Origin of the sequence: Actinophytocola xinjiangensis, assembly GCF_001921215.1 — a bacterium.
Classification (GTDB): domain Bacteria; phylum Actinomycetota; class Actinomycetes; order Mycobacteriales; family Pseudonocardiaceae; genus Actinophytocola; species Actinophytocola xinjiangensis.
On record NZ_MSIF01000001.1, the window covers coordinates 208248 to 230423 of the forward strand.

Genomic DNA, 22176 nt, shown 5'->3' on the forward strand with positions numbered 1-22176 from the left:
ATACATTGCACCACGTGGACCGCTACGAACGGCTGAGCACCCTGCTCGATCTGCTCGGCCGGCAGGGTCGGGTCGACGTCGAGCGGCTGGCCGGCCAACTGGACGTGTCGGCCGCGACCATCCGCCGTGACCTCGACCACCTCGCCGACCAGCAGCTGCTCACCCGCACGCGGGGCGGCGCGGTGGCCACCAACGTCGCCTACGACCTGCCGTTGCGCTACCGCAGCGCCCGGCGGGCGTCGGAGAAGGAGCGGATCGCCCGCGCGGCGGCCGCGTCGGTCACCCGGGGCAGTGTCGTGGCCCTCAACGGCGGCACCACCACGACCGAGATCGCCCGAGCCCTGGCGACCCGCCCGGACCTGGCCGCCCCCGCCGACGAGCCGGCGCTGACCCTGGTGACCAACGCCCTCAACATCGCCGGCGAGCTGGCCGTGCGCCCCCAGGTGAAGCTGGTGCTCACCGGTGGTGTGGCCCGCCCCCAGTCCTTCGAACTGTCCGGTCCGCTGGCGACCCACGTCCTGGCCGAGATCACGGTGGACGTGGTGTTCCTCGGCGTCGACGCGGTCGACCCGGCCCAGGGCGCCTACGCCCACCACGAGGGCGAGGCCAGCGTCAACCGGCTGATGGCCGAACGCGCCCGGCGCACCGTCGTGGCCGCCGACAGCTCCAAGCTCGGCCGGCACGCCTTCGCCCGCATCTGCGCCACCACCGCCATCGACACGTTGATCACCGACAGCGCGGTGGCACCGGAGCTGGTCGCCGCGTTCGAGGTGGAGGGCGTGCGCGTCGAGGTGGTCTGAGCGCTCACCGGTGGCCGAGCATCTTCAGCACCAGGTCGGCGTACTGGCGCCCCAGCTCGTCGGGAGCCGGTTTGCTCGACGGCGTGTACCAGCGGGACACGTCGATCCCCAGGCCGAGCACGGCCCGGGCGGCGGTGCGGACGTCGGGCACCTCGAACGCCCCGGCCTCGACCCCGGCGGTGATCACGTCCCGCACCAGCTGCTCGGTCCGCCGCCGCAGGTCGGCCACCACCGCGTAGTCCTCGGGCGGCAGCGCATTGAGCTCGTGCTGGACGACCCGCGCCACGACGTGCCGGTTGGCGTGCCAGGCCACGAACTTCTCCACCAGCGCCCGCATCGCGACCGGCGGGTCGTCCGGCGCCCCGGCGACGACCCGCTCGACGGTCGTCAGCATGCGTTGGTGCCCGCTGCGGCTGATGGCGAACAGCACCGCTGACTTGGCCGGGAAGTGCACGTACAGCGCCGCCGGGCTCATGCCGGCGGCGGTGGCGATGTCCCTGGTCGTCGTGGCGTGGTAGCCGCGTTCGGCGAACGACTGCACCGCCGCCGCCATGAGACGGCGGGCCGTCTCCGGCCGGACGTCCGGCCAGAGGTCCTCGGACAGCGGCAGGGTCACCGCGGGCCTGGGAGATCGACCAGCGGCGCGAGCAGCTGGCGCAGTTGCCCCGGCGTGCCGAACGCGATCTGGTCGGCCTTGGCGCGCTTGAGGTACAGGTGCGCCGGGTGCTCCCAGGTCATGCCGATCCCGCCGTGCAGCTGGACGCACTCCTGGGCGGCGTGCACCGCGACGTCCGAGCACAGCGAGTTCGCCAGCAGCGCCGAGAGCTTCGCCTCGTCGCCGCCAGGATCGGCGGCGGCGGTGTCGGCGGCGTTGCGGGCGGCGGCGCGGGCCAGCGCCAGGTCGCCGAACAGGTCGGCCAGCCGGTGCTTGAGCGCCTGGAACGAGCCGACCGGACGGCCGAACTGGTGGCGGTCCTTGAGGTAGGCCACCGTCGTGGTCAGGCACCACTGCGTGACACCGATCTGTTCGGAAGCCAGCAGCGCCGTGGCCGTCCACAGCGCGCTGTCCACCGCGGCGTCGGGGCCCAGCGGGGTACCGGTCGCGCCGTCGAGGCGGACGTCGGCGACCGGGCGGGTGAGGTCGAGCGAGACCACGGGGGTGACGGCCACCGCCGGCTGGTCGGTCCGCACCGCGTACAGCGTGCCGCCCGCCGGGACCAGCAGCACGTCGGCCGGTCCGGCGTCGGCGACCGAGCGGACCGCGCCGCGCAGCTGTCTGTCCACGACCTCCACGGTCGGGGGCGGGGGAGCGCCCGGTGCGGTGGCCAGCGACACCACCAGCGCGCCGACCGACCGGCCGGTGCCCAGGGCGGCCAGCAGGTCGCGGACCTCGGTGGTCGGCTCGCAGGCCAGCAGCGCGCTGGTCGCCAGTACGGCGCTGCCCAGGAAGGGCACCGGCGCGACGTGGCGGCCGAGTTCCTCCAGCACCACCGCGACCTCCCGGACCGAGGCGCCCTGGCCGCCCAGCTCCTCGGGCACGTGCAGCGAGCCGGCGCCGAGGTCGGCGGTCAGCGTGCGCCACAGGTCGAGGTCGTGGGGCGTGTCGGTCTCGCAGCGGGCCAGTACCGCCGAGGGCTGGGCCCGGTCGCCGAGCAGGTCGCGGACGCTGGCCCGCAGCTGCTCCTCGACATCGGTGTACAGGAGGTTCATCGGGGCAGGTCCTTCCACGGAACCTTGGTGTCCACCCGGGGTTCGGCCGGCAGGCCGAGCACCCGCTCGGCGATGATGTTGCGCAGCACCTCGGAGGTGCCGCCCTCGATCGAGTTGCCCTTCGCCCGCAGGTAGCGGTAGCCGGCCTCGCGGCCGAGGAAGTCGACCTGGTCGGGGCGGCGCATCGTCCAGTCGTCGTAGCGCAGGCCGTCCTCGCCGAGCATCTCCAGCTCCAGGCCGGTCAGCTCGTGGTTGAGGGTGGCGAACGCCAGCTTCATCGCCGAGCCCTCCGGGCCGGGGTTGCCGGCCGCGAGCTGCTGGCGCAGCCGCGCGCCGGCCAGCCGCAGCGCCTCGGACCGCACCCACAGCGCGACCAGCCGGTCGTGGCGCTCGGCCGTGCGGACCTCCGGGCGGTCCCGCCAGGTCGCGGCGACCGGGCCGATCATGCCGCCCTCACGCGGCACCGGCCGCCCGCCGATGGCCACCCGCTCGTTCATCAGCGTGGTCTGCGCGACCCGCCAGCCGTCGCCGACCTCACCGAGGCGGTTGCTGTCGGGGATCCACGCCTCGGTCATGAAGACCTCGTTGAACTCCGCCTCGCCGGTGATCTGGCGCAGCGGGCGGACCTCGACGCCCGGGTCGGTCATGTCGAGCAGGAAGTAGGACAGGCCGGCGTGCTTGGGCACGTCCGGGTCGGTGCGGGCCAGCAGGATCGCCCAGCGCGCGGTGTGCGCGCTGGAGGTCCACACCTTCTGGCCGGTGAGCCGCCAGCCGTCGCCGTCGCGCACCGCGCGGGTGCCGACCGCCGCCAGGTCCGAGCCGGCACCCGGCTCGGAGAACAGCTGGCACCACACCTCCTCACCGGTCCACAGTGGACGAAGGAAGCGCTTCTTCTGGTCCTCGGTGCCGAAGGCGAGGATGGTCGGCGCCGCCATCCCCAGGCCGATGCCGATGCGGCGCGGGTCGTTGTCCGGCGCGCCGGCCCCGGCCAGCTCGGCGTCCACGACGCCCTGCAGGTCGCGTTCGGCGCCAAGCCCGCCCAGGCCCTCCGGGAAGTGCACCCAGGCCAGGCCCGCGTCGAACCTGGCGCGCAGGAAGTCCAGCCGGTCGGTGGTCGCCGGGTCGTTGGCGGCCAGCAGCTCGCGTGTGCGCTCGCGCAGCGTGTCGGCGTTCACGCGACGTAGAGCACGATCGTCTCGGCGACACAGACCGGCTTGTCGCCACCCTCCAGCTCGAACGTCCAGCGCAGCGTGGCCTGCCGGCCCTGCTGCCGGTCGACCACGTCGACCAGTTCGGCCCCGACCCGGATCCGCCCGCCGACCGGGAGCACCGTCGGGAACCGGACCTTGCCCAGGCCGTAGTTGATCCCCATCGCGACCTTGTCGACGGTGTAGATCTCCTTGCCCAGCGTGGGAATCAGCGAGAGCGTGAGATAGCCGTGGGCGATCGTGTGGCCGAACGGGCCGTCCTTGGCGCGTTCGGTGTCGACGTGGATCCACTGGTGGTCCCCGGTGGCGTCGGCGAACGCGTCGACCCGTTCCTGGGTGACGGTGAACCAGTCGCTGTGGCCGAGGTGCTCGCCCTTGGCCGAGGCGAACTCGTCGAGATCGGCGAATGTGCGCATGGCGCCCTCAGTCCTGTGGCCCGCCGGCCACGTAGATGACCTGACCGGACACGAAACCCGACTCCTCGCCCACCAGGAACGAGGTGAGCGCGGCGATGTCCTCCGGCTGACCGACCCGGCGTACCGGGATCGCCGCCGCCGCGCCGTTCTTGAAGTCCTCGAAGCTGATGCCCATCCGCTCGGCGGTGGCCGCTGTCATGTCGGTCTCGATGAACCCGGGGGCGATCGCGTTGACCGTGACGCCGAACTTGCCCAGCTCGATGGCCAGGGTCTTGGTGAAGCCCTGCATGCCGGCCTTGGCCGCGGAGTAGTTGGCCTGGCCCCGGTTGCCCAGCGCCGAGGTGCTGGACAGGTTGACGATGCGCCCGTGGCCCTGCTCGGTCTGGTGCTTCTGCACCTCGCGGCTCATCAGGAACGCGCCGCGCAGGTGCACGCCGAGCACGGCGTCCCAGTCGTCCTCGGTCATCTTGAACAGCAGGTTGTCCCGGGTGATGCCGGCGTTGTTCACCAGGACCGTCGGCGGGCCGAGCTCGTCGGCGACCCGGGCCACCGCGGCGGCGACCTGGGCCGCGTCGGTGACGTTCGCGCCGACGCCGATCGCCTTGCCGCCCTCGGCGGTGATCGCCTCGACGGTGGCGGTGCAGGAGTCCTGCGCGAGGTCGATCACCCCGACGGCGAAGCCGTCCTTCGCCAGTCGCTTGGCGATCGCCGCACCGATGCCACGGGCGGCACCGGTGACGATCGCGACACGGGAGTTGGCCACTTGTTCTGTCCTCCACGCTGAGATCGCTGCTGTGTCCACTTGCTAAGCAAGCGCTTAGTAACGTAGCTCGCGTGGCGGCGGCTGTCTAGGTGAGGTCGAAGACGAACCCGCCCGGCTTGCCGTTGCGGTCGGCCACCAGCCCGGCCAGCGTGGCGATGGCGATCTCGGCCGGCGTGCGGGAGCCGATGTTGAGCCCGATCGGGCGGTGCACCCTGGCGATGTCGTCCTCGCCGACGCCCAGCGCGCGCAGCGCCTCGACGTGCGGACCGGGATGGCGCGGGTTTCCCATGATGCCGACCCACCGGACCTCCCGCGCCAGCGCGTCGCGCAGCAGCGGGCCGAGTTCGGCGCGGTGGTGGTCGGTGACCACGACGTCGGTGCCGGCGTCCAGGTCCTCGGGCAGCTCGGGAAGCGCCCCGCTGCCGGGCTCCGGGTCGACCAGCGCGGTGCGGTAACCCAGGTCGCCCGCGTAGCGCAGCAGGTGCTCGGCCACCGGCGTGGCGAACACGGCCACCAGGGCACGTGCCGTCACCGGGGCCGGTCGCGCGCCGTGGGCGACGGCGCAGCTGGCGTCGGTGTCCATGAGCCTAGGGTGGCACGCGTGCTGACACTTCCGTACAACGGACTGCTGCTGGACCGGGCGGGGGCGCGGCGCCCGGACGCCGCCTGGGTGGAGACCGTGCGGGCCGCGCCCGGCTCGCGGGTCCTCGCCTTCTGGCGCGACGGTTGCCTGGTCGCCGGTGGTGTCCCGGTGTCGGCGGTCGTCGACGACCGGGACGCGGTGTTCCTCGGGCTCGACGGCTCCGCCGGGTCCGACGCCGGGGTGTTCGCCGTCGACCTGTCCGACCTGGACGAGGCGGCGGCCGTGCCGCGGGCCGGGGCGGACGCGGTGGTGGACGTGCGGCGGCTGTTCCCCACACTCGGCGAGGCGGAGGCCGCGGTGCTGGCCTACGCGCGCGGAATGCTGCACTGGCACCGCAACCAGCGCTACTGCGGGGCGTGCGGCGCGCGGACCTCGGTGCGCCACGCCGGCCACCAGCTGGTCTGCACCGGGTGCGGGAAGCTGCTGTTCCCCAGGATCGAGCCGGCGGTGATCATGCTGGTGGTCTCGCCCGACGGTCATCGCGCTCTGCTGGGCCGCCACCGGGGCGCCGCCGCCGACGCGTACTCCACGCTGGCGGGGTTCGTGGAGATCGGCGAGAGCCTGGAGGGCGCGGTGCGCCGCGAACTGGCCGAGGAGGCCGGGGTGGCGGTGAGTTCGGTGAGCTACCAGGCGTCCCAGGCCTGGCCGTTCCCGTCCGGGCTGATGGTCGGCTTCCGCGCGGTCGCGGTGTCCGAGGAGGTCGCGGTGGACCAGGACGAGCTGCTGGAGGCGCGCTGGTTCACCCGCGAGGAGCTGGCGGAGCTGATCGACCGGCACCGCGCGGCGGGCACCGACCGCCGCGACTCCATCGAGACCCACCTCGTCCAGACCTGGCTCGCCGAGCGGTAAACCGGCTGCCGCCGGCCGGATGGATCGGCAGGATGGCCGGATGGACTTCGACGCGTTGCTCGCCCAGGCGCAGGCGGCGCCCGTCGACGGCTGGGACTTCTCCTGGTTGGCCGGGCGGGCCACCGAGCAGCGGCCGTCCTGGGGCTATGCCCGGCTGATGGCGCAACGGATGGCCCGCTCGCGGGTCGCCCTGGACGTGCAGACCGGTGGCGGCGAGGTGCTGGCGACCGCGCCCCGGCTGGCGCCGCTGACCGTGGCGACCGAGGGCTGGCCACCCAACCTCGCGCGGGCGGCGCGGCTGCTGGGGCCGCGCGGGGTGGCGGTGCTCGCCCACGGTGAGGACCGCTTCCCGTTCCGGGACAGCGTGTTCGACCTGGTCGTGAGCCGGCATCCGGTGCGCACGCAGTGGCCGGAGATCGCCAGGGTGCTCGCGCCCGGCGGCACGTACCTGTCCCAGGAGGTCGGGCCGGCGAGCGTGTTCGAGCTGGTGGAGTTCTTCCTCGGGCCGCAGCCGGAGCACGTGCGCGACGGCCGGCACTCCCGGTGGACCCGGCGTGGCGCGCACGACGCCGGCCTGGAGGTCCTCGACCTGCGCACCGAGCGCCTGCGGACCGAGTTCCACGACATCGGCGCGGTGGTCTTCTTCCTGCGCAAGGTGATCTGGATGGTGCCGGACTTCACCGTCGACGGGTACCGGGACACGCTGCGCCGGCTGCACGACCGCATCCAGGCCGACGGGCCGTTCCTGGCGCACACCACCAGAACGCTGGTGGAGGCGCGCAAACCGGCCGGCTAACGCGGGCTCATGGACCTCGTCCGGCTGACCGGGGTCAGATTGGCCTCGCGGGAGTACGGATCCTCGGGTGGTGCCTCGGTGTGGTCGATGGGGTTTTCGATGGTGTCTCCCGTCGGGGAACGGCCGCAGCCTGGGCACGAGCAGGTTTCGCTCATGTGTTCGATTGTACGGGGGTTTGACCGGAGCGGCAACCGGGGGACACTGGGGGGAGGAGGTGACGGCATGCGCATGCGTGATCGCGCTTCCGCCGGCCGGAAACTGGCAGGCGAACTGACCGAGTTGCGCGCCGAGAACCCGATCGTCGTGGGGTTGCCGCGTGGGGGAGTCCCGGTGGCCGCCGAGATCGCCGCCGCGCTGCACGCCCCGCTGGACATCGTGCTCGTCCGCAAGATCGGTGCGCCGCACCGACCCGAACTCGCGGTCGGCGCCGTCGGCGAGGACGACGTGACCGTCCGCAACGACGCTGTGCTCGCCGAACTCGGCCTGACCTGGTCCGACCTGACCGCCCAGATCGAACACGAACGCGTGGAGATCGACCGCCGCGCCAGGGCACTGCGCCCCGGCGGCCCCCGGCCGAGCCTGCGCGACCGGACCGTGGTGCTCGTCGACGACGGGATCGCCACCGGGGCCACGGCCGTCGCCGCGATCCGGGTGCTGCGCCGGCTCGGGGCCGCGCGGATCGTGCTCGCCGTCCCGGTCGCCCCGGCGCAGGCGTTACCCGGGCTGCGCGAGATCGCCGACGACGTGGTGTGCGCCATGGCCCCACGCCGGTTCGTCGCGGTGGGGCAGTGGTACGAGGACTTCGCCCAGGTTCCCGACCAGCGGGTGCGTGACCTGCTGGCCAGCGCGGCCGTGGAGCACCACCGGTGAAGGTCGACGTCTTCAACGAGATCCAGGACCCCAAGCCATGGCCGGCCGACCACGAACACCGGCGCATCACCCAGACCATCGAACAGGCCGAACTCGCCGACGAACTCGGCTACGGCTGCTGGTGGCAGGTCGAACACCACGGCGCCGCCGAGTTCAGCCTCTCCTCAGCGCCCGAGGTGCTGCTGGCCGCGATCTCCCAGCGCACCAGCCGGATGCGCCTGGGGCACTCGGCCGTGCTGGCCCCAGGGCGGATCAACCACCCGATCCGGATCGCCGAGCGCGCCGCCATGCTCGACCACCTCAGCGACGGCCGCCTCGAACTGGGGCTGACCCGCTCCACCCACCCCGAGTGGCGGCTGTTCGGCATCGACCCCGACCAGGTGCGGGCCCAGACCGCGCAGGCGTTCGAGCTCGTCCCTCGCCTGTGGACCGAGGAACGCCTCACCCACGACGCCGAGCCCTACCGGATCACCGACGCCGCGATCGCGCCGAAGCCTTACCAGAAGCCACATCCACCGCTGTGGCAGGCGGCGACCAGCCCGTCCTCGTTCGAGGAGGCCGGCCGCCGGGGCGTCGGCGTGCTCGGCACGACGCTGTGGGAGCCGCTGCCCCGGGTGGCGGCGCTGGTCGAGCTGTACCGGGCGGCCGTGCGCGAGTGCGCCCAACCGGTCGGCTCGTTCGTCAACGACCAGGTCGCGTTCTTCACCTTCGTGCACTGCGCCGACACCGACGCCGAGGCGATCCGCGACGGCGCGGCAGCGGCCGCCGCCTGGTACACCGTGGCCGCGCTGACCTTCTTCGAGGCGCGCACGGCGTTCATCGAGATGGCCGCCCGCCAGCGCGCCATGCTCGACTCGCCCGACGGCGGCGGGCTCACCGGCGAGTTCCTCCGCGCCGACGCGGCCGTGCCGCCCAACCACGCGCAGATCTGCATCGGCCGGATCCTGGAGGGCGAGCAGGTCTCCGACGAGGAGATCTTCGAGGCGCTGCGCGACCAGGACTCGCTGATCGTGGGCAGCAAGGCCACCTGCCGGGAGAAGCTGCGCCGCTACGCCGACCTGGGCATCGACCGGCTGATGTGCTTCCACCAGGTCGGCCGGCTGCCGCACGAGTCCGTGCTGCGCAGCATCCGGCTGATCGGCGAGCTGATCCCCGAGTTCGACCGGCCCTGAGCGCCCGAGTCCCCGGGTGGCCTCAGAGCTGCCCGGCGGCGGTGATGGTCACCGCCGCCGCGCCGATCTCGTCGGAGGCGTCGAGGTCGATGTCGGCGGTGAAACCCCAGTCGCGGTCGCCGGCCGGATCGTCGAAGACCTGCCGGACCTCCCAGTGGTCGGTGTGCTGCTCGATCATCAGGAACTTCGGGCCGCGCGCGTCCGGCCCGGTGCCGATCTCGCCGTGCAGCTCGAAGTAGGGCACCAGCGCCGCCGCCCACTCCTGGGCGTCCCACCCCGACTCGGCGTCCAACGCGCCCAGCCCCGCGTAGTCCCGGCGGGCGGCCAGCTGCACCCGGTGGAACAGCGCGTTGCGCACCAGCACCCGGAACGCGCGGGTGTTCGTGGTGACCGCCGGGGTCCGGTCGATCGACTCGTCCAGCGGTTCGTCGGTCGGGTTGGTCAGCTGCTCCCACTCGTCGAGCAGGCTGGAGTCGACCTGGCGGACCAGCTCGCCCAGCCACTCGATCAGGTCCGACAGCTCCTCGGTCTTGGCCTCGTCGGGCACCGTCTGGCGCAGCGCCTTGTACGTGTCGGCCAGGTAGCGCAGCACCATGCCCTCGCTGCGCGCCAACTGGTAGAACCCGACGTACTCGACGAAGGTCATCGCCCGCTCGTACATGTCCCTGGCCACCGACTTGGGGGACAGGTGGTAGTCGGCGACCCACGGGTGCCCGCGCCGGTAGGTCTCGTAGGCGGCGTGCAGCAGCTCGGCCAGCGGCTTGGGGTGGGTGATGTTCTCCAGCAGCGCCATCCGGTCGTCGTACTCGATGCCCTCGGCCTTCATCGCCGACACGGCCTCGCCGCGCGCCTTGTGCTGCTGGGCCGAGAGCACCTGCCGGGGATCCTCCAACGTGGACTCGATGACCGACAGCACGTCCAGCGGGTAGCTCGGGTCGGACCGGTCGAGCAGCTCGATCGTGGCCAGCGCCAGCGGCGAGAGCGGCTGGTTGAGCGCGAAGTCCAGCTGCAGGTCGACCGTCAGCCGGATCCGCCGGCCCTGCTCGTCGGGCTCGTCGAGCCGCTCGACCACCCCGGCGGCCAGCAGCGCCCGGTAGATGGCGATCGCCCGGCGGATCAGCCGCCGCTGCGCCGGGCGCTCCTCGTGGTTGTCCTCCAGGAGCTTGCGCATCGCGGTGAACGCGTCGCCCGGCCGCCCGATCACGTTCAGCAGCATCGCGTGGCTGACCTGGAAGCTGGAGATCAGCGGCTCCGGCTCGGCCTCGACCAACCGCTGGAAGGTCGGCTCGCCCCACCCGATCGAGCCCTCCGGCGGCTTCTTGCGGACCACCTTGCGGCGCTTCTTCGGGTCGTCGCCGGCCTTGGCCAGCGCCTTCTCGTTCTCGATGACGTGCTCGGGGGCCTGGACGACGACGTTGCCGACGGTGTCGAAGCCGGCCCGCCCGGCGCGGCCGGCGATCTGGTGGAACTCGCGCGCCTTGAGCAGCCGCACCCGCTGGCCGTCGTACTTGGACAGCGCGGTGAACACGACCGTCCTGATCGGCACGTTGATGCCGACGCCGAGGGTGTCCGTGCCGCAGACGATCTTCATCAGCCCGGCCTGCGCCAGCCGCTCGACCAGCCGGCGGTACTTGGGCAGCATGCCGGCGTGGTGCACCCCGATCCCGTGGCGCACCAGGCGCGAGAGCGTCTTGCCGAAACCGGCGGTGAACCGGAAGTTGCCGATCAGCGCGGCGATCCGGTCCTTCTCCTCCCGGGTGCACACGTTGATGCTCATCAGCGACTGCGCGCGTTCCAGCGCCGCCGCCTGGGTGAAGTGCACGACGTAGATCGGCGCCTGGTTGGTGGCGAGCAGTTCCTCGATCGTCTCGTGCAGCGGCGTGAGCCGGAAGGAGTAGAACAGCGGCACCGGGCGTTGCGCGGAGGTCACCACCGCCGTGGACCGGCCGGTGCGCCGGGACAGGTCCTCCTCGAACCGGGTCACCTCGCCCAGCGTCGCCGACATCAGCAGGAACTGGGCCCGGGGCAGTTCCAGCAGCGGCACCTGCCAGGCCCAGCCCCGGTCCGGCTCGGCGTAGAAGTGGAACTCGTCCATCACGACCTGGCCGACGTCGGCGCCCGCACCCTCGCGCAGCGCGATGTTGGCCAGGATCTCGGCCGTGCAGCAGATGATCGGCGCCGCCGGGTTGACCGCCGAGTCGCCGGTCAGCATGCCGACGTTGACCGCGCCGAACACCTCGCACAGCGCGAAGAACTTCTCCGACACCAGCGCCTTGATCGGCGCGGTGTAGAAGCTCCGCTGACCGTTGGCCATGGCCACGAAGTGCGCCCCCATGGCGACCATGCTCTTGCCGGACCCGGTCGGGGTGGACAGGATCACGTTCGACCCGGAGACGATCTCGATCATCGCCTCCTGCTGGGCCGGGTAGAGCGTCAGGCCCTGGGACTCCGCCCACGTCGTGAACGCGTCGAACAGGGCGTCCGGGTCGGGGTCGGCGGGCAGCGCGTCGGTGAGTGTCGCCTCGGTGCGTGTCATGGTGCTACCGATCGTGCCTGATCGGGGCCGGGCCGCCCACGTCAGGTCGCGCGCAGCGTGAGGCGGGTCCACGCCCCGAGGTAGACGCGGTCACCGTCGGCCAGCGGGCGGGGCGTGTTCGGGCGCAGCGGCGCCACCTCGTCGTTGACCGAGACACCGTTGGACGAGTCGAGGTCGACGACCGCCCAGGTGCCGTCGTCCTGGGCGACCAGCAGCGCGTGCAGGTGCGACACACCCGGGTCCTCCGGCGGACCGGTGAGGTCGATGTCCGGGTCGATGCCCCGCCGGCGGCTCTGCCGGCCGATGCTGATCTGCGTGCCGCGCAACGGGAAGTTCCGTTCCGGGCAGAACGGCGGGAAGGTGATCCCGCCGGCGTCCGGGCCCTCCGCGCCGATCACCGTGTCGAAGTACGCCCGGTCGGCGGCCACCGTCACCGTCCACGCCGTCGCGACCGCCGGTTCCGGGGTCGGCTCCGGGGCCGGGGTCGTGTCCGCCGTCGGCCAGGCCGGCTCCGGGGTCGCGACCGGCGGCGGGCTCACCGGCTTGGGCGGAGGTGCGGCCAGCGAGTCGTGGCCGCACTGCTCGCAGAAACGCCCGTAGAGCGGGGCGCCGCAGGCCGCGCAGGGCGTGTCGGGCGCGGGGACGTCCTCCGGTTCCGGCAGCGGGGGAGCGGCCGTCCCCGACGGACCCGTCCCCGACGGCACGGCCGCCGGCGCGGGACCGTCCATGGCACGGCCGCAGACGTCGCAGTACTCGGGGTCGGCCGAGGCGTGGCCGCTGGGGCACGTCGACGTCGCCATGTCAGCTCTCCGGGGACTTCCGGCGCACCCGCATCGTCTTGCTGGACCGGGTGTCCAGGGTCATCTCGTCGACCGCGGCGACCTTGCGCTTGAGCCGCACCGTGCCGGTCCGCGCGTCCTCGATGTCGACGACCTTGGACAGCAGCTTCGCGGTGTCGGTGTGGCCGGTCTCGGTCGCCAGCTTCACCGCGCGGCCCAGCTTGGCCGTCGCGGTCTCCACGTCGCCGGCCTTGCGCGCCTCCAGGCCCTCCTGGATCGCGTCCGCCAGCTCGGCCTGCCCGGTGTAGTGCGCGACCTCGCGGTTGATCCTGGTCGACAGCGCCGTGTCGTCGGTCCACTGGGCCAGGATGTTGCCCTTGCCGACGACCTGGCCGTCCGGTAACACCAGGCTGATCCGGCCGGCGAGCATCTTCTCCCCGGTCGAGGCCGCCGGCACCTGCACGCACACGTGGTAGTCGCGGGTCTCCGAACCCCACGAGCCGGTCGGGTAGTCACCGCTGCGCGGCGGGAACTCGGTACGCCGGCCGGTCAGGTCCGCCAGGGTCGGCTCGACCTGCTTGACGAACTTCACCGCCGCGCCCTGCGGGGTCCACAGCCGCAGCGACACGTCGGCCACCGCCTTGCTCATCGCCCCGGCCGCCATCGCGCGGAAGTCGGCCTCCAGCTCCTCCGGTTCGGCGACGATGTCGACCGTGCCGAGCAGCGCGTCGGCGATCGTGCGCAGCTCCTTGACCTCCCAGTCGGTGCCGATGCCCCGGCAGTCGCAGACGAAGTGGCCGGTGACCGCCTCGATCGCCTTGGCGAGCTGACGCGGCGTCTCGTGCATGTTCTGGCCGTCGGTCAGCAGGATGGCGTGGCGCATGGAACTCGGGCGGGTGCCGAACAGCTCGTCGGCCAGCCGCAGCCAGGAGCCGATCGCGGTGCCGCCGTTGGCGGCGAGCCGGTCGACGGCGTTCTTGGCCTCCTCTCGGGTGCGCGGGCCGGCGGGCACCAGGTCGTGGCTGCGCGGGTAGACGACGTTGGCCTCGTCGGTGCCGGCGACCACGGCGAACAGCACGCCGTCGCGCAGCGTGTCGATCGCCGCCTTCGTGGCCTGCTTGGCCGCCAGCAGCTTGCTGCGCGGCACGTGCATCGACCCCGAGCAGTCGACGATGATCACCTCGGCGGCGGTCTCGGACGGCGAGGTCATCATCGGCGTACCGGTCGCGGTCACCGTGACGATCGCGTTGACCTCGGTCGCGCCCTGCGACAGGTACTCGTTCTGGTAGACGTCGACCGTGAAGTCCGGTGCGGCGTTCATCCTTCGCTCCTGGTCCTCTCGGGGTTCGGGGGGAACGGGACGAGCACGGTGGTGATGTTGTCGTGCCCGCCCAGCTCCAGGGCGACCCTGGTCAGCTCGTCGGCCGCGCGCGTCGGGTCGACGTCGACCGGTGAGCCGGGCAGCGCCTCGACCAGTGCCGAGGGCTCCGGCAGGTAGTTCCACAGCCCGTCGCTGCACAGCAGCACCAGCCCGGGGCCCTCGGGCTGGATGGTCAGTGTCCGTGGCTCGATCTGGCCGGCGTCAGCGCCGATCCACTTGGACAGCGCGTGCGCCTGGTGCACGGCCATCGCCTGCTCCTCGCTCATGCCCTCGGCGACGAGTTCGGTGGCGACCGTGTCGTCGATGGTCAGCACCCGCGCGCCATCGGGCGCGAGCCAGTACGCGCGGCTGTCGCCGACCCAGCCGACGGTGACGTCGGTCGCGGTGACCACCGCCGAGACGTAGGTGCACGACGGCGCGGTGCCGGGGACCGACGGGTCGGCCAGCGCGGTGACCACCTCGATCGCCCTGGCGACGGCCGAGCGGGTGGCCGCGTCGGCGTCCTTGCCCTCCACCGCCGCCTCGAGCATCACCGCGAGCGCCTCGTCCACGGCGCGCTGGGAGGCGTTCTCGGCGCGGTCGGAGGTCGCGACGCCGTCGCACACCACCGCGACCACCGTGGGGTTCTCGCCGGCGGTGGTGCCGAAGGCCATCGAGTCCTCGTTGCGCGCCCGGCGGCGGCCCTTGTCGCTGATGCCGGTGACCACGCCCAGGTCGGACTCCATCCGGTCGCGGCCGCCGGGCTGGGCCCGTCCGCAGTCCTCGCAGAAGCCGTCCGCGCTCAGGTTCGTCCCGCCGCACGCGACACACGTCCCGGTGGTCGCGGTCCCCAGCGGGCCGCCCTCCGGGGTGCGGGTGACCAGCAGGTTCGATCCGCAACCTTCACAGAAGCGGTCGTTGGTACCGGCGGACTCGCCGCAGTTGGGACATTTCATACCCAGGTCCTCGGCCGGATCCGGTTGGCGGTGTCCACCAATGCGATGCGCTCCTTCGTGTTGTCGGCGTGCCTGGCCAGCGTCCGGTAACACCTTTCCAGACCCGTCCGCAGCCCGTGCTCGGTGAGCGCGTAACCGAGCACCGTGGTGCTGGCGGTGGTGCCGCCGGTGGGGTTGTGTCCGGCCCGGAGCCGGTCGAACGCGGCCGTGAGGACGTCGGTCGTGGCCCGGACCCGCCGCTGCGCATCGACCTCCAGGTCGGTGAGCAGCGTGCCGGCCGCGGTCAGGTCCTCGTCGGTGAGCTGGGTGATCGACCCGACCGTGGTACGCGCGCCGACGGCGGCCAGCCGCGCGGCGACGTAGTGGTTGGAGGTCTCGGGCACCGAGCAGAGCACCTCGAACGCCTCGTGCCGCTCGCCCCTGGCCAGCAGCGAGCGCGCCAGCCCGAACGCGGCGCTGACGTAGGCGCGGTCGGTGCGCCAGACCACCCGGTAGTAGCGGTCGGCGGCCAGCCAGTCCTGCATGGCCTCCGCACACGCGGCGATCGCCAGCTTGGGCGCCGCCTCGCCGGGCACGGCCGAGTACACCCGGTCGAACCGGTCCCGGGCGGCGGCCGGGTTGTTCTCCGCCAGGTGGGCCAGGCCCCGGTGCCAGTCGACCAGCCACAGCCGGTCGTGGTCCACGGCGTCACGGGCGACGTCGTCGAGCCGGCGCAGCGCCGAGACCAGGTCACCCAGCTCGATGTAGGCGCGGGCGATGCGCAGCCGCACCTCGATGCTCGACTGCGGCGCGGTGTGCAGTTCCTCGATCAGCGCGGCCGGGTCGGTCGAGGTGACCGAGGCGAGGAAGGCCGCCGCCGGGTCGGCGCCGTCGATCCTGGGCGCCGGCAGCGAGGTCACCAGCTCGCCGAGGTCGGGGCCCGACCGCACGCCGTTGCGCACGCCGAAGGCGCGCCGCTCGGGGGTGAACTCGGTCGAGGCGCCCGGCCGGGGCAGGCCGTCCTCGGTGGCCAGCACCTCACGCAGCACGCCGGTGAGCTGCTCGCGCATCTCCTCGGCCGACCCGAACCGGGCGGTCGGCTCGGCGGCGGCGGCCCGGCGCAGGAACCGGTCGTAGGACTCGAAGGTGGCCAGCAGCGGCTCGTCGACCGGGTTGGGCAGCGTCTCCCGGTTGCCGTGCTGGAAGTCGAACGGGAAGGTCATCACCGCGAGCGTGCGGCCGATCGTGTACAGGTCCGACGAGCGCGACGGGCCGACCGAGGCGATCTCCGGCGCCTGGTAGCCGATGGTGCCGTAGACCGGGCTGTCCTCGTCGTCAACGTGCCGCACGGCGCCGAGGTCGATCAGCTTGAGCTGCTCCTCGGTCTGGATCACGTTGTCCGGCTTGAAGTCGCAGAACAGCAGGTTCAGCGAGTGCAGGTAGCCGATCGGGGGCAGCATCTCCAGCACGTAGGCGATCGCCTGGGGCAGCGGCAGTACCGCCTCGGCGCCCTGGCCCTTGCGCAGATTCTTGATCATGTCCTTGAGGGACTGACCGCCGACGTACTCCATCACGATGTAGCCGACCATCGCGCCGGACTCGGCGTCCCGGTGCTGGACGAAGTTGTGGATCTTGACGATGTTCGGGTGCTCGACCTCGGCCAGGAAGCGCCGCTCGGCCACCGCGGCGGCCATCGCGTCCGCGTCGCCGGTGTCCAGCAGGCCCTTGAGCACGACCCAGCGGTCGGCCACGGCCCGGTCCAGCGCGAGGTAGATCCAGCCGAGGCCACCGTGGGCCAGACAGCCCAGCACCTCGTACTGGTCGTGCAGCACCTCGCCGGGGGACAGCTTCGGGCTGAAGGAGAACCGGTGCCCGCACTTGGTGCAGAAGCCCTCGGTGCGGCCCGGCGTGCCCTCGCTGCCCCGGCCGACCTTCGTCCCGCAGCTGCTGCAGAAGCGCTTGGACTCGGGCACCTTCGGGTCGGCCAGCACCGCCGACCTCGGGTCGCGGTAGGGCACCCGGGGGATCTCCACCAGCCCGGCGCCCAGCAGCCCGCGCGAGGACGACCGGGTGGAGCCGCGCCGCGACCTGGTGGTCACCGCGCCGGACGCCGCCGTCGGGCTCGTCCAGTTGGTGGCCGTGCTGCCGGTGCGGGTACTGCGGGTGCTGACGGTCGGCCCGTCCAGTTCGGCGGGTGCCGGCGCACCGGTCGCGGGGGCGGCCGACGCACCGACCGTGGCCGGCGCCGGCGCGGTGACCGGTGCCTCCAGGCCGCAGGTGTCGCAGTAGCCGTCCTCGTCGATGGTGCCCGAGCAGTCCGGCCGGGAGCACGCGGTCATCTGGTCGCCTCCTCGGGTGGCCGCTCCCTGTCCTGGAGAGCCTGCTGGTATCGGTTGAGCGCGCGGGTCGCCGCCGGCAGGTCGCACGGTGCGGTGAACAGCAGCTTATGCGCGGTGGTGTGCAGTTCCTGCAGCGCGAGGTCCTCGGCGTGGCCGAGGCGGGCGGCCTTCACCTGGAAGGCCTCCAGCCGGCCCCGCAGTTCGGCGCGCCGGTCGAGCAGCCCGCCGATGGTCCGCACCGACCGGCGGACCGCGTCGAGCGTGGCGGCGGCCAGCCGGTCCAGCCGGTCGGCGGTGGCCGCCAGCTCGGCCCAGCGGCCGGTGTCGCGGCGGGCGGCCAGCGCCCTGAGCTCGGCGTGCAGCCGGGTCGACCCCTCGCTCGTCGGTTCGGCCAGCCCGGGGTTGGCGATCTTGTCCACGACCGCGGTCCAGGTCTGGCGGGCGGTCGCCTCCGCCGCCTCGATGTCGGCGCACACCTGGTCGAGGGCGCCGAGCCGGGCGTCGAAGGTGTCCCGCACGGTGGCGGTCTCGGCCAACCGCTCGCGCAGCGCCGCCAGCTCACTCTCGATCCCGGCCAGCGGATCGGTGGCGGCCACCGACAGCGGATCGGTCACCACCCGTTCGCGGGCGTCGTCGAGTCCGGCGCGGATCCGGTCGAGCTGACCGGTCGTGGCCCCGTCGCCGGCGGCGACCGACTCGACCAGGATCGACACCGAGCGCAGCTGGTCGGTCAGCGGGTCGAGCCGGCCGATCGTCGCCGACCAGGTCGACTCGGCGGTGGAGAGCACCTCGATCACCTTCGCGAAGGACTGCTTCATCCGCGCCAGCAGCTCGTCCATGGTGATCCGCTCGACGATCACCGCCGGGCCGGTCAGCCCGCGCTGTTCCAGGGGGATGTGCTCGGGCTTGAGGCTCACCACCGACCCGGTGAGCAGGGTGTGGAGTTCGGCGAGGTCGTCGTCGTTGGGTCGGGAGCGCCGGCCACGGATCTCCCGCGCCTTGTCGATCAGCCCCTTGTAGGTGCCGAACTGGTCCCACAGCGCGGCCATCGCCGCCGCGGTCTCCGCCCAGCGGCGCTCGGTCAGCCCGGTCAGCGCGGCGCCACGCAGCAGCTGGTGCCCGGGGTGTCCGTCCATCTCGACCAGCGACTGGCCGATGGTGTCGCTGTCGGCGACCAGGCGCTCCAGCTCGTGGTCGGCCTGCTCGCGGGTCAACGCACTCACGAGCGGTACCTGGCCACCGGCGGCTGGGCCGGGACGTCGAGCAGCGGCTTCATCCAGTGGTCGTAGCTGCGGACCCAGGCACCGCTGGTGCGGGTCTGCTCGATCACGCCGTTGACGAACCGGACGAAGTCCGACTCGCCCTTGGGGATCGCCATGCCGTACGGCTCGGTGTAGATCGGGTCGCCGACGACCATGGTCGTCGGGTCCTGGGCGACCAGCCCGGCCAGGATCGTGTCGTCGGTGGACACCGCGTCGACCTGGTGCTGCTGGAGCAGCACCAGGCAGTCGGTCCAGTTCTGGACCTGTACGGGCACCGGCTTGGACGGCGCGGCGGCGATGTTGCGCAGCGACGTGGACCCCTCGGCCGCGCAGACCCTCTTGTCGCCGAGGGACTCCATGCCGGTGTGGCCGGAGTGCTTCTTGACCAGCACCCGCTGGCCGGCCTCGTAGTACACCGAGGAGAAGTCGACCTTCTCCAGCCGCTCGCAGGTGATCGACATCGTGCGGATGACGATGTCCACGTCACCGTTCTCCAGCACCGGGATGCGCTGGGAGGAGGTGATCGCGCGCAGCCGCACCTTGTTCGGATCACCGAAGATCGCGTTGGCGATGGCGCGCGCCATGTCGATGTCGAAGCCGACGATCTCGCCGGTGTCCGGCTCGCGGTAGCCGAAGTTGAAGGTGTTCTGGTCGACGCCGACGGTCAGCATCCCCTTGGCCCTGATCCGCGCCATCGTCGAGCCGGACGGCATGTCGCCGGGCGCCGGCAGCGCGCCGGCGGGCGGCAGGCTCTGCGCGGTCGGGTCCTCGCAGTTCTGCTCGGCCGGGGTGTCCAGCGGCTCGGTCACCACGCGTGCGCCCGCCGGCCAGGGCGGCTTCACCTCGATCGCCGGCGACCCGACCGTCTCGCCGGTGCCGCAGGCGGTGACGGTGGCGGTGGCGACGGTGAGGGCCAGCGCGGCCAGCGCGCGACGGTGGCGGGTCGGTCGATGGGTCGGTCGGCGGGTCATCGGTACTCCTTGAGCCGCTGCCAGATTCCGGTGGCCGAGCCGACGGCCATCAGCACGGCGAGCACGATCACTCCGATCACGGTGCCGGTGACCGCGTTGCTCGCCTGGGAGATCTCGTCGGTGAACACGGTGTTGGACTCCCCGAGCGCGGTCCCCAGGTCCTCGTCGACGGCGTCGAAGTGTGTCCGGGCGCCGTTGGCGTCCTCGCCGACGGCCAGGTCGACGGCGCGGCCGTAGTCGCCGCCGTCGTCGGCCTCGCGGAGTTCGTCGTGGACCTGCTTCCACTTCGCCCAGGCCGTCTCGGCGTCGGGCAGGCCCGCCTCGCCCAGACGGGACTCCAGGCCGGGGAAGATCTCGTCGAACTCGTCGTTGAACGCGCCGCCGCTGCCCCGGGCGACGAGGGTGAGGGTCTCGTTGGCGCGGGCGGTGAGCGCGGCGATCCGGGTCTCGGTCAGCTCGCCGATCCGCTCGGAGCCGGCGCGGCTCTGGTCGACGTTGTGCGAGACGCCGAGCACGGCGATGAGCACCCACAGCACCGAGACCAGCGCGGCGCCGGTGGCCACCAGCAGGCCGACGTTGAACACGCGCCGGGTGGTCCGCCGCAGGTAGACCTGGGTGATGATCAGGATGGCCAGGGCGATGATCCCGAGGACCACCTCGACGACGGGGAAGCCGTCGGCGCGGTCCTGGTCGGCGGCCAGGCGCGCGGACTCGGCCGCGAACAGCTCCTCGGCGGCCGGCAGCAGCTCGGTCCGCATGAGGTTGGAGGCCATCTGCTGGTCGGACGCGCCGACCGGGAAGCCCTGGAGGTTGTTGGCGCGGGCGCGCTCGATGATGCCGGTGTAGACCGACAGCCGGGTCGACAGGACGTCCAGCGGCCCGTCGCCGACCGACATCTCGGCCGGCTCCCTGGCGGCGACCGCGACCGCGATGGCGGACTCGGCCTGGGCGATGTCGGTGAGATATCGGTTGCGTAACTCGGCCGACTCGGCGCCGCTGGACAGGAAGGCACTGGTCGCGGTGACGTCCGCGTCCGACAGTGCCCGGTAGATGTCCTGGGCGGCGACGCTGAGCGGTCCACTGCGCTGCGCCAGGTCCTCGAGAGCGGCACTGCGTCCGCGCACTCCGACGGCTGTCAACACCCCGACGAGGATGCTCACCAGCACCAATGCGCCCGTGAGCACGGTGAGTACCCCTGGCGTGGTCCTGGCGAGGCTGTTCAGTTCGGCGACGCGCTCGGCCCGCGTCGGCCGTGCTGGCCGGTCCGTCTCGACGATCGCGGTCACGGCAGTGCAACCCCCCTTTCGAGCTTCTCAACCCCAGATCTGACCGCAGCGTAGTCGGCGCCGACCACGCGCAGTTGCGGAACTCTCCGGTTCGCTCCGCCTCGGCTTGACAGCGACCCCGACCACCCTCCACCATTCCACTACTTCATTAGTGAAAGGGTTGTTTGGGTGATCGACTTCAGACTCGACAAGGGCTCGGGTGTCGCTACCTACCTGCAGCTGGTCCACCAAGTGAAACAGGCACTGCGCCTGGGGGTACTGCACGCCGGCGACCGATTGCCAACCGCGAAGGATGTGGTCGCCAAGCTGGCGATCAATCCCAACACCGTGCTGAAGGCCTACCGCGAACTGGAACGTGAGGGTCTGGTCACCGCGCGTCCCGGGCTGGGCACCTTCGTCGAACGCTCACTGGGCACCGCGTCGCTGGTCGACCACGCCCGGCTGCGCCGGGAACTGGGCCGGGTGGTGCGCGAGGGCCGCGCCGCCGGCCTCGACGACGAGGACCTGCGGGCGCTGTTCACCTCGGTACTGACCGACTCGTTCCGGGAGGAAACGGCATGACCGAAACGGTCCTCGAGGCCACCGGCCTCGGCAAGCGCTACCGCCGCCGGTGGGCACTGCGCGACTGCTCACTGGCGGTGCCGGCCGGGCGGGTGGTCGCCCTGGTCGGTCCGAACGGCGCCGGCAAGACCACGCTGCTGCACCTGGCCGCCGGTCTGCTCGCACCGACCGCCGGCACCGTGCGGGTGCTCGGCTCCCCGGCCGGCCACGAACGCGGCCGGGTCGCGTTCCTCGCCCAGGACAAACCCCTCTACGAGACCTTCACCGTCGCCGACATGCTCCGCTTCGGCCGGCGGATGAACCCCGTCTGGGACGACGGGTTCGCCCGGGCACGACTGGCCGGGCTCGACATCCCGCTCGACCACCGCACCGGCCGGCTCTCCGGCGGGCAGCAGGCCCAGGTCGCGCTGACCGTCGCCCTGGCCAAACGACCCGACCTGCTCCTGCTCGACGAACCGATGGCCAACCTCGACCCGCTGGCCCGCCACGAGGTCATGCGCGACCTGATGGCCGTCGTCGCCGACACCGGGCTGACCGTGCTGCTGTCCTCACACGTGGTCTCCGACCTGGAGAACACCTGCGACTGGCTGGTCGTGGTCAACCGGGGCCGCGTCCAGGTCAGCGGCGACATCGAGGACCTGCTCGGCGCCCACCACCTGCTGTCCGGGCCGGCCGAACTGGCCGGGGCGGTGGCCTCCCGGCTGGCGGTGGTCGAGGACGACCGCACCGACCGCCAGGCCACCCTGCTGGTCCGCGCCACCGACGGCCTGCCGGCCCTGGACCCGCGCTGGCACGTCCGCCCGGTCGCCCTGGAGGAACTGGTCCTGTCCTACCTGCGCCAACCGGAGTCGGCGGCGCTGCCCCGGCTGGTCATGGCCGGGGCAGCCCCGACCGATCCCGTTCCGTTCCCCTGACCTACC

General features: G+C 72.5%; 21 protein-coding genes. 7 read left to right on the forward strand and 14 right to left on the reverse strand.

Translation table 11 applies throughout. The features are described 5' to 3' along the window. Window positions 1-14: 14 nt before the first annotated feature. Window positions 15-800 carry a DeoR/GlpR family DNA-binding transcription regulator gene (locus BLA60_RS01030; protein ID WP_075130757.1) on the forward strand — a complete coding sequence of 262 codons (786 nt, stop codon included), beginning with the start codon at window positions 15-17 and terminating at the stop codon, window positions 798-800. A 4-nt stretch (window positions 801-804) separates the two neighbouring features. Here the strand turns inward: BLA60_RS01030 and BLA60_RS01035 are convergent, their stop codons facing one another. The 6 genes from BLA60_RS01035 to BLA60_RS42880 all read right to left on the reverse strand — a co-directional run bounded on the left by BLA60_RS01035 (window position 805) and on the right by BLA60_RS42880 (window position 5480). Beyond that, entirely contained in the window at window positions 805-1416 is a 612-nt protein-coding gene (locus tag BLA60_RS01035) for a TetR/AcrR family transcriptional regulator (protein ID WP_075130758.1), read from the reverse strand. Beyond that, window positions 1413-2510: an acyl-CoA dehydrogenase family protein gene (locus BLA60_RS01040; protein ID WP_075130759.1), complete on the reverse strand. Its 1098-nt coding sequence runs from the start codon at window positions 2508-2510 to the stop codon at window positions 1413-1415. Before BLA60_RS01040 ends, BLA60_RS01035 begins: the two co-directional genes overlap by 4 nt. Next, on the reverse strand, window positions 2507-3685 hold the full coding sequence (locus tag BLA60_RS01045; RefSeq protein WP_075130760.1) for an acyl-CoA dehydrogenase family protein: 1179 nt from the start codon (window positions 3683-3685) through the stop codon (window positions 2507-2509). The genes BLA60_RS01040 and BLA60_RS01045 overlap by 4 nt, the downstream gene beginning before the upstream one ends. Next, window positions 3682-4134 carry a MaoC family dehydratase gene (locus BLA60_RS01050; RefSeq protein ID WP_075130761.1) on the reverse strand — a complete coding sequence of 151 codons (453 nt, stop codon included), beginning with the start codon at window positions 4132-4134 and terminating at the stop codon, window positions 3682-3684. The genes BLA60_RS01045 and BLA60_RS01050 overlap by 4 nt, the downstream gene beginning before the upstream one ends. A 7-nt stretch (window positions 4135-4141) precedes the next feature. Then, window positions 4142-4897 (reverse strand): 3-oxoacyl-ACP reductase FabG, encoded by a 756-nt coding sequence (gene fabG, locus BLA60_RS01055; RefSeq protein WP_075130762.1) that lies wholly within the window; start codon window positions 4895-4897, stop codon window positions 4142-4144. Between the two features lie 85 nt (window positions 4898-4982). Continuing rightward, the gene (locus tag BLA60_RS42880) at window positions 4983-5480 is read right to left on the reverse strand and encodes an XdhC family protein (RefSeq protein WP_075130763.1); all 498 of its coding nucleotides are present in this window, start codon (window positions 5478-5480) and stop codon (window positions 4983-4985) included. An 18-nt stretch (window positions 5481-5498) separates the two neighbouring features. On the opposite strand from BLA60_RS42880, the gene nudC reads away from it, so the two are divergent. The 4 genes from nudC to BLA60_RS01080 all read left to right on the forward strand — a co-directional run bounded on the left by nudC (window position 5499) and on the right by BLA60_RS01080 (window position 9227). Then, the gene (gene nudC / locus BLA60_RS01065) at window positions 5499-6389 is read left to right on the forward strand and encodes an NAD(+) diphosphatase (RefSeq protein WP_211288551.1); all 891 of its coding nucleotides are present in this window, start codon (window positions 5499-5501) and stop codon (window positions 6387-6389) included. Window positions 6390-6429: 40 nt separating this feature from the next. Further along, window positions 6430-7185, forward strand: a complete 756-nt coding sequence (locus tag BLA60_RS01070; RefSeq protein ID WP_211288552.1) for a class I SAM-dependent methyltransferase — start codon at window positions 6430-6432, stop codon at window positions 7183-7185. 228 nt (window positions 7186-7413) lie between these two features. After that, a complete protein-coding gene (locus BLA60_RS01075) occupies window positions 7414-8055 on the forward strand; it encodes a phosphoribosyltransferase (RefSeq protein ID WP_245811782.1) in 642 nt (213 codons plus the stop codon). Then, entirely contained in the window at window positions 8052-9227 is a 1176-nt protein-coding gene (locus tag BLA60_RS01080) for an LLM class flavin-dependent oxidoreductase (RefSeq protein ID WP_075130767.1), read from the forward strand. The genes BLA60_RS01075 and BLA60_RS01080 overlap by 4 nt, the downstream gene beginning before the upstream one ends. Before the next feature lie 22 nt (window positions 9228-9249). On the opposite strand, the gene BLA60_RS01085 is transcribed toward BLA60_RS01080, so the two are convergent. The 8 genes from BLA60_RS01085 to BLA60_RS01120 are packed head-to-tail and all read right to left on the reverse strand — an operon-like array spanning window position 9250 to window position 20695. Continuing rightward, window positions 9250-11763 carry a DEAD/DEAH box helicase gene (locus BLA60_RS01085; protein WP_075130768.1) on the reverse strand — a complete coding sequence of 838 codons (2514 nt, stop codon included), beginning with the start codon at window positions 11761-11763 and terminating at the stop codon, window positions 9250-9252. Window positions 11764-11804: 41 nt separating this feature from the next. Further along, window positions 11805-12563, reverse strand: a complete 759-nt coding sequence (locus BLA60_RS46085) for an FHA domain-containing protein (protein WP_075130769.1) — start codon at window positions 12561-12563, stop codon at window positions 11805-11807. A gap of 1 nt (window position 12564) precedes the next feature. Further along, the gene (locus BLA60_RS01095) at window positions 12565-13863 is read right to left on the reverse strand and encodes a vWA domain-containing protein (protein WP_075130770.1); all 1299 of its coding nucleotides are present in this window, start codon (window positions 13861-13863) and stop codon (window positions 12565-12567) included. Then, window positions 13860-14858 (reverse strand): PP2C family protein-serine/threonine phosphatase, encoded by a 999-nt coding sequence (locus BLA60_RS01100; protein WP_075130771.1) that lies wholly within the window; start codon window positions 14856-14858, stop codon window positions 13860-13862. Before BLA60_RS01100 ends, BLA60_RS01095 begins: the two co-directional genes overlap by 4 nt. Beyond that, a complete protein-coding gene (locus tag BLA60_RS01105; protein ID WP_075130772.1) occupies window positions 14855-17176 on the reverse strand; it encodes a serine/threonine-protein kinase in 2322 nt (773 codons plus the stop codon). The genes BLA60_RS01100 and BLA60_RS01105 overlap by 4 nt, the downstream gene beginning before the upstream one ends. Continuing rightward, window positions 17173-18399 carry a hypothetical protein gene (locus tag BLA60_RS01110; RefSeq protein WP_084734516.1) on the reverse strand — a complete coding sequence of 409 codons (1227 nt, stop codon included), beginning with the start codon at window positions 18397-18399 and terminating at the stop codon, window positions 17173-17175. The genes BLA60_RS01105 and BLA60_RS01110 overlap by 4 nt, the downstream gene beginning before the upstream one ends. Next, window positions 18396-19409: a glutamate ABC transporter substrate-binding protein gene (locus BLA60_RS01115; protein ID WP_075130773.1), complete on the reverse strand. Its 1014-nt coding sequence runs from the start codon at window positions 19407-19409 to the stop codon at window positions 18396-18398. Before BLA60_RS01115 ends, BLA60_RS01110 begins: the two co-directional genes overlap by 4 nt. Then, entirely contained in the window at window positions 19406-20695 is a 1290-nt protein-coding gene (locus BLA60_RS01120) for a hypothetical protein (RefSeq protein ID WP_084734517.1), read from the reverse strand. The genes BLA60_RS01115 and BLA60_RS01120 overlap by 4 nt, the downstream gene beginning before the upstream one ends. A 168-nt stretch (window positions 20696-20863) precedes the next feature. Between BLA60_RS01120 and BLA60_RS01125 the strand changes: the two genes are divergently transcribed. Together BLA60_RS01125 and BLA60_RS01130 are read left to right on the forward strand one after the other, a co-directional pair. Further along, a complete protein-coding gene (locus BLA60_RS01125) occupies window positions 20864-21256 on the forward strand; it encodes a GntR family transcriptional regulator (protein ID WP_075130774.1) in 393 nt (130 codons plus the stop codon). Continuing rightward, complete coding sequence (locus tag BLA60_RS01130) at window positions 21253-22170, forward strand: ABC transporter ATP-binding protein (RefSeq protein WP_075130775.1); 918 nt, start codon at window positions 21253-21255, stop codon at window positions 22168-22170. The genes BLA60_RS01125 and BLA60_RS01130 overlap by 4 nt, the downstream gene beginning before the upstream one ends. Window positions 22171-22176 lie beyond the last annotated feature (6 nt).

What these genes read in the sequence shown, in the direction of transcription:
- BLA60_RS42880 (WP_075130763.1), bottom strand. Translation starts at nt 5,480, where the DNA reads ATGGACACCGACGCCAGCTGCGCCGTCGCCCACGGCGCGCGACCGGCC.
- BLA60_RS01050 (WP_075130761.1), bottom strand. Translation starts at nt 4,134, where the DNA reads ATGCGCACATTCGCCGATCTCGACGAGTTCGCCTCGGCCAAGGGCGAG.
- BLA60_RS01070 (WP_211288552.1), top strand. Translation starts at nt 6,430, where the DNA reads ATGGACTTCGACGCGTTGCTCGCCCAGGCGCAGGCGGCGCCCGTCGAC.
- BLA60_RS01095 (WP_075130770.1), bottom strand. Translation starts at nt 13,863, where the DNA reads ATGAACGCCGCACCGGACTTCACGGTCGACGTCTACCAGAACGAGTAC.
- BLA60_RS01085 (WP_075130768.1), bottom strand. Translation starts at nt 11,763, where the DNA reads ATGACACGCACCGAGGCGACACTCACCGACGCGCTGCCCGCCGACCCC.
- BLA60_RS01105 (WP_075130772.1), bottom strand. Translation starts at nt 17,176, where the DNA reads ATGACCGCGTGCTCCCGGCCGGACTGCTCGGGCACCATCGACGAGGAC.
- BLA60_RS46085 (WP_075130769.1), bottom strand. Translation starts at nt 12,563, where the DNA reads ATGGCGACGTCGACGTGCCCCAGCGGCCACGCCTCGGCCGACCCCGAG.
- BLA60_RS01115 (WP_075130773.1), bottom strand. Translation starts at nt 19,409, where the DNA reads ATGACCCGCCGACCGACCCATCGACCGACCCGCCACCGTCGCGCGCTG.
- BLA60_RS01100 (WP_075130771.1), bottom strand. Translation starts at nt 14,858, where the DNA reads ATGAAATGTCCCAACTGCGGCGAGTCCGCCGGTACCAACGACCGCTTC.
- BLA60_RS01075 (WP_245811782.1), top strand. Translation starts at nt 7,414, where the DNA reads ATGCGTGATCGCGCTTCCGCCGGCCGGAAACTGGCAGGCGAACTGACC.
- BLA60_RS01040 (WP_075130759.1), bottom strand. Translation starts at nt 2,510, where the DNA reads ATGAACCTCCTGTACACCGATGTCGAGGAGCAGCTGCGGGCCAGCGTC.
- BLA60_RS01130 (WP_075130775.1), top strand. Translation starts at nt 21,253, where the DNA reads ATGACCGAAACGGTCCTCGAGGCCACCGGCCTCGGCAAGCGCTACCGC.